The 4697-nt window shown below is 61.2% G+C and carries 2 protein-coding genes and 1 pseudogene; all 3 read right to left on the bottom strand.

Translation table 11 applies throughout. The features are described 5' to 3' along the window. Nucleotides 1-313 precede the first annotated feature (313 nt). Nucleotides 314-452, bottom strand: a pseudogene (locus tag JKL46_RS36145) (methyl-accepting chemotaxis protein); the annotation flags it as partial. Between the two features lie 142 nt (nt 453-594). After that, a complete protein-coding gene (locus tag JKL46_RS34085; protein WP_246529727.1) occupies nt 595-3339 on the bottom strand; it encodes a DNA translocase FtsK in 2745 nt (914 codons plus the stop codon). A gap of 143 nt (nt 3340-3482) precedes the next feature. Next, entirely contained in the window at nt 3483-4013 is a 531-nt protein-coding gene (locus JKL46_RS34080; protein WP_246529726.1) for a peptidoglycan-binding domain-containing protein, read from the bottom strand. Between the last annotated feature and the right edge of the window lie 684 nt (nt 4014-4697).

Below are 4697 nucleotides of genomic sequence, written 5' to 3'. Positions count from 1 at the left end.
CCGAATCCGCAGCTACTTTGGGCATCCGTCATTCCGCTATGCCGCATAGTTCAAGTTCACCCAAGCCGGATCAGTAATCCTTCAGGCGGCTACCCAAACCGCTCCCAGACCGACTGACGTGAGGTCCCGAGAAGAGGAGCGATTTTTGCCGAGCTGACATCACGGGATCGTAGCACATGCCCGGCGTCAATTAGCTTGAGCGACATAGTGTCAACTATGATGAGCGCCGCTGCAATCGAGGTCGAGATCTGGGACTTCGCGCTGATCGTGCTGCCGATCGCTTGAATGGCCTGCGCGGCTTCGCTTGTCGCCTGCTGCACCTCAGCGATTTTGGGCTAAGATCTCGTCCGTGGCGCGGGGGTTTGGCTCGCCAGACCCTTCACCTCGGAGGCGCCCAACGCAAAACCCTTGCCAACCTCACCCGCCCGAGCGGCTTCGATCGTGGGATAGAGCTCTTAGAACACAAGCCCCGGGGAGCGCCTTGGCGCTCCCGGGGGCACGGTGTGCAGATGAGATGACGCTGGCAGGCTGCCCTGACTGCTAGAGGCTGAGCCGACGCTCGTTTGCGTGTGCCAGTCCGGTCTTCTGCCAGTCTCAGTCCTCGTCTGCTCCACCCGTTCCGATGAAAATCTCTCGCTTGCCCGCATGATTGGCGGGTCCGACGATGCCCTCCTTCTCCATCCGCTCCATCAGCGAGGCCGCCCGGTTGTAGCCGATCTGCAGCCGCCGCTGGATGTACGAGGTCGACGCCTTCTTGTGCCGCAGCACAATCGAGACCGCTTGGTCGAACAACTCACCCGATCCAAGCTCTATCTCGCTCTCATCGAAGACCGGGGTCTCCTCTGGCTCCATTTCCTCGTCTTCGGCCGTGACGGCCTCCACGTAGATGGGTTTGGCCTGCCGCTTGAGGTGAGCAACGACCCGTTCGACCTCCAGATCCGAAACGAAGGGGCCGTGTACGCGAGCGATGCGGCCGCCACCTTGCATATGGAGCATGTCGCCCTGGCCCAGAAGCTGCTCGGCGCCCATCTCGCCCAGGATCGTGCGGCTGTCGATCTTCGAGGTCACCTGGAACGAGATCCTTGTCGGGAAGTTCGCCTTGATCGTGCCGGTGATCACGTCCACCGACGGGCGCTGGGTGGCCAGGATGACATGGATGCCGGCAGCCCGCGCCATCTGGGCGAGACGCTGGATCGCCCCTTCGATCTCCTTGCCGGCCACCATCATCAGGTCGGCCATCTCGTCGACGATCACCACGATGTAGGGCAAGGACGTGAGGTCCATCACCTCTTCGGTGTATGTCAGCTCCCCTGTGGCCTTGTCGAAGCCCGTCTGGATGGACCGGGTGATGACCTCCCCCTTGGCCTTGGCCTCGACCACGCGGGCGTTGAAGCCGTCAATGTTGCGCACGCCGAGCTTCGCCATTTTTTTGTAGCGATCTTCCATCTCGCGCACCGCCCACCGCAGAGCAATAATCGCCTTCTTCGGGTCGGTGACGACCGGGGTGAGCAGGTGTGGGATGCCGTCATAGACCGAGAGCTCGAGCATTTTCGGGTCGACCATGATCAGGCGGCATTCTTCCGGCGTGAAACGAAAGAGCAGCGACAGAATCATGGTGTTGATTGCCACCGACTTGCCCGAGCCAGTTGTGCCGGCGACGAGCAGGTGCGGCATGCGGGCGAGATCGGCGATCACCGGCTCGCCGCCGATCGTCTTGCCAAGGCAGAGAGGCAGCTTGTGCTTCGAGACTTCAAAATCCTCCGAGGCGAGGAGCTCCCGCAGGAACACGGTTTCGCGGGTCTCGTTCGGTAGCTCAATGCCGATGGCGTTGCGGCCCGGGATCACGGCGACGCGGGCCGAGACCGCACTCATCGAGCGCGCGATGTCCTCAGACAACGCGATCACGCGCGCTGACTTGATGCCTGGAGCGGGCTCGAACTCGTACAAAGTGACCACCGGGCCGGGATGGACGTGGATCACTTCGCCCTTGACGCCGAAGTCACGGATAACCCTCTCGAGCCGGCCCGCTGTTTCCTCCAGAATGTCCTCGGTCAGCTCCGGCCCCTCGCGGTCGGGGGGCTCGGCCAAGAACCCAATATCCGGCTTCTGGTAGGACCAGTCCACGACGGTTGCCGGGAGCAAGATCGGGTGCCCCCAGGTTGAGGGAGCAACTTTGGGCAGATCGACGATCGGGCCCGCCTCCTGAAGCGATTCGGCGCGAGGAGCTGCTGCAAGATCCTGGTTGTCTGCGGCATCAGGCATGGGCAGCTGCTCACCCCGCTCCCGAGCCGGTACGATTGCGGCATAAGGCGCAGGATCGACCAACGGTTCGGTCCAGAGCTGCAGTGCCACCTCCCCCGTCGGCGGTGTCTTAACGGTGGTCGGCACCAGATCATCGAACAGAGCGAGGTAGCTGAGATCGATCTCCGCCTCGATAGACCCCGGCACGCTGGTTACCGTACCAGCAGGAGGCGCCGCCTCCGCGGTGATGTCAGTCGTGGCGATGCTCTCCGGGCTCGGCTCGGACGGCCGTGAGGCGTCGACGGTGGTCGAATTCTCCGGCTCGATCGCCTCGATTGAATCGCTCCCACCGCCATAGGCTGCATCGCTCGTCAAACCGCTGTCAGGAAACACCAACTCATCAGAAAAGCGGGCCGGCAGAGCGTCGAGAGTCTCCGTCGGTCGGGTAGAAGCCAATCCGTAGGAGTTGCCCTGCCACGAGAAGGACACGGCCGCAGACACCAAGCTGAAGGACGTGGCCGTCGGCCGTAACTGGATCTCTTGGCTTTGCTCCTGACGGCGCAATCCAACCGGCTCTGGAGCTTGCGGTGAAAATGGCAAGCGTGTTGCCGTCTCGATCATAAAGCGCGGGCCGCCAGCCGCCTCTCCACCGCTCTCATCAGCAAGGGCTGCTTCCTTGTCGGCAAGGCGGGTCAGCCGTTCCGAGACCGAATCCTCGGCCGCCAAGGCCGACCGCAATTCAGCGATCTGGCTTCGGATCGTTGGCTCATGAGCCTCGGTGGCCTCCTCGCCGATGACGGAGCGGACGGGTTTGCCGATAGCCGCGTCGGCTTCAGGGACGGACTCCTCATGTCCGCTAGTCACGGGCTCTGGATGGCCGTTACGAGCCCGAATGATGCGATCGGGCGTGCGCGTGGCTTTTACCCCCTCGGCGAGAACGAAGGCCTGTCTCCACGGTGGCTCGCCGGTGTCTTGGACTGGATCGTTTTCGGCGCCCCTTCGAGCCTTCTGCAACCTCACGACGTTGGTGATCTCACGGGCATTGTCCTCTCCGGGAAGGGGTGGCGGGGCGAAAGGCGGCTTACGGGTCGAATGCATGATCTCAACGCAACTGGAACGTGAACAGCCGGGCTAAGTCCGGCCTCGTTGTGACTCTGCGTGCAAACCGTAAACAGAGGGTTAGACCAGAGAGTTGCTCCGATTGCGATGCCCCCGCCGGCCCACCCGATGGACAGGGTGAGCTATTGAGCCACCGAAGCCGTGTGAGTTCTCAGCGCCCGGAAGGTTGCCGTTCCAAGCCTGCCCGTGACCGGCAAACCGTTGGCTCGTTCAAAGGCCTTGACGGCCTTGCGGGTCGAGGGGCCGAATGACCCGTCCGCTTTCAGTTTGCCATATCCGAAGTCTACAAGCGCTTCCTGTGCGGCGCGGATCTCCTGTTTCGACAAACGAACAGATGACGTCGTGCTGATCGTGGGGCTTTCGGTGACATCGACAGACTGTTCCGACACTCCGGTGAGCTGAAGGCGGGCCTGTTCAATCGCCTGATCAACGCTCGCCTTGAGAGAATTCAGCCGCTGGAGTTCTTCGGTTGCTGCTTCAATGCTTATCAGCATGGTGTTCAGATCCTGGCCTGCCAGAATTCTCTGTTCATTTGCTTGCGCCTGTTGATCGCGCTCTGCGGTGACCGTCTCAATCCGTTGCCGAAGTTGCGAAACCTCGCGCCGGAGATCGTGCTCCTCGGATCCCGCGGAGAGGATGGAATAGGTGAACAACCCCCACCCGATGATTGTCGCGGCCGAGAGGCCTATGCCTGTCACACGAAACTGCAATCCTCCGTGGGTTCTTCCAAAACTCATAAGGTGACTCGTTGATCGCTAAATGACATTCCAAGAGCGTTGTGTGCGCACATCAGCGCCGCATTGGGTCGGGCTTGTGGCGCAAATCGGATCGTCCAAGGTCAATGGTCACTCATGGTTAACCAAAGGTGATCGCCCGATTTTGTGCATCGCAATGCCATAATCAGTAGCCAAACTTCGCAGGTAAACAGTTGCAAGGAGAAGATCGGATGAGGGATGATGAGCCCCGTGCCGAGGGAACGTTGGCCTTGGCACCAGCGGCGGGAGGCAGCGGCGACAACAAGCCTCCCGTTCGCAAGCTGAGGCGTTCCAGCCTTGCCAGTCTCGGCAATCGCTTGCGGGCCATGTATGACCGGGAGATGAGAGATCCACTCCCTCAGCATCTTCTGAATTTGATCAACCAGAAGGGCTCGCCATCGAACCCCACACCGACGCTATGAGATGCGATATCCGGGAGGTGTGTGATGATCCGAGCCGCGTGCCACACAGCCGACAATGCCCTCGCACTTGAGTTCGATGCGACTGAGGATACCGACAAAGCCGTCCACTTCGTCCAATCTGAAGCCGTCCAGGCATTCCGATTTCAAGCCGTCCATGGGT

It is taken from the genome of Microvirga zambiensis WSM3693 (genome assembly GCF_016735695.1).
In the GTDB taxonomy this organism is placed as follows: domain Bacteria; phylum Pseudomonadota; class Alphaproteobacteria; order Rhizobiales; family Beijerinckiaceae; genus Microvirga; species Microvirga zambiensis.
Note: the sequence above shows the minus strand (reverse complement) of the source record. Positions and strands in the feature narration are given on the sequence as shown.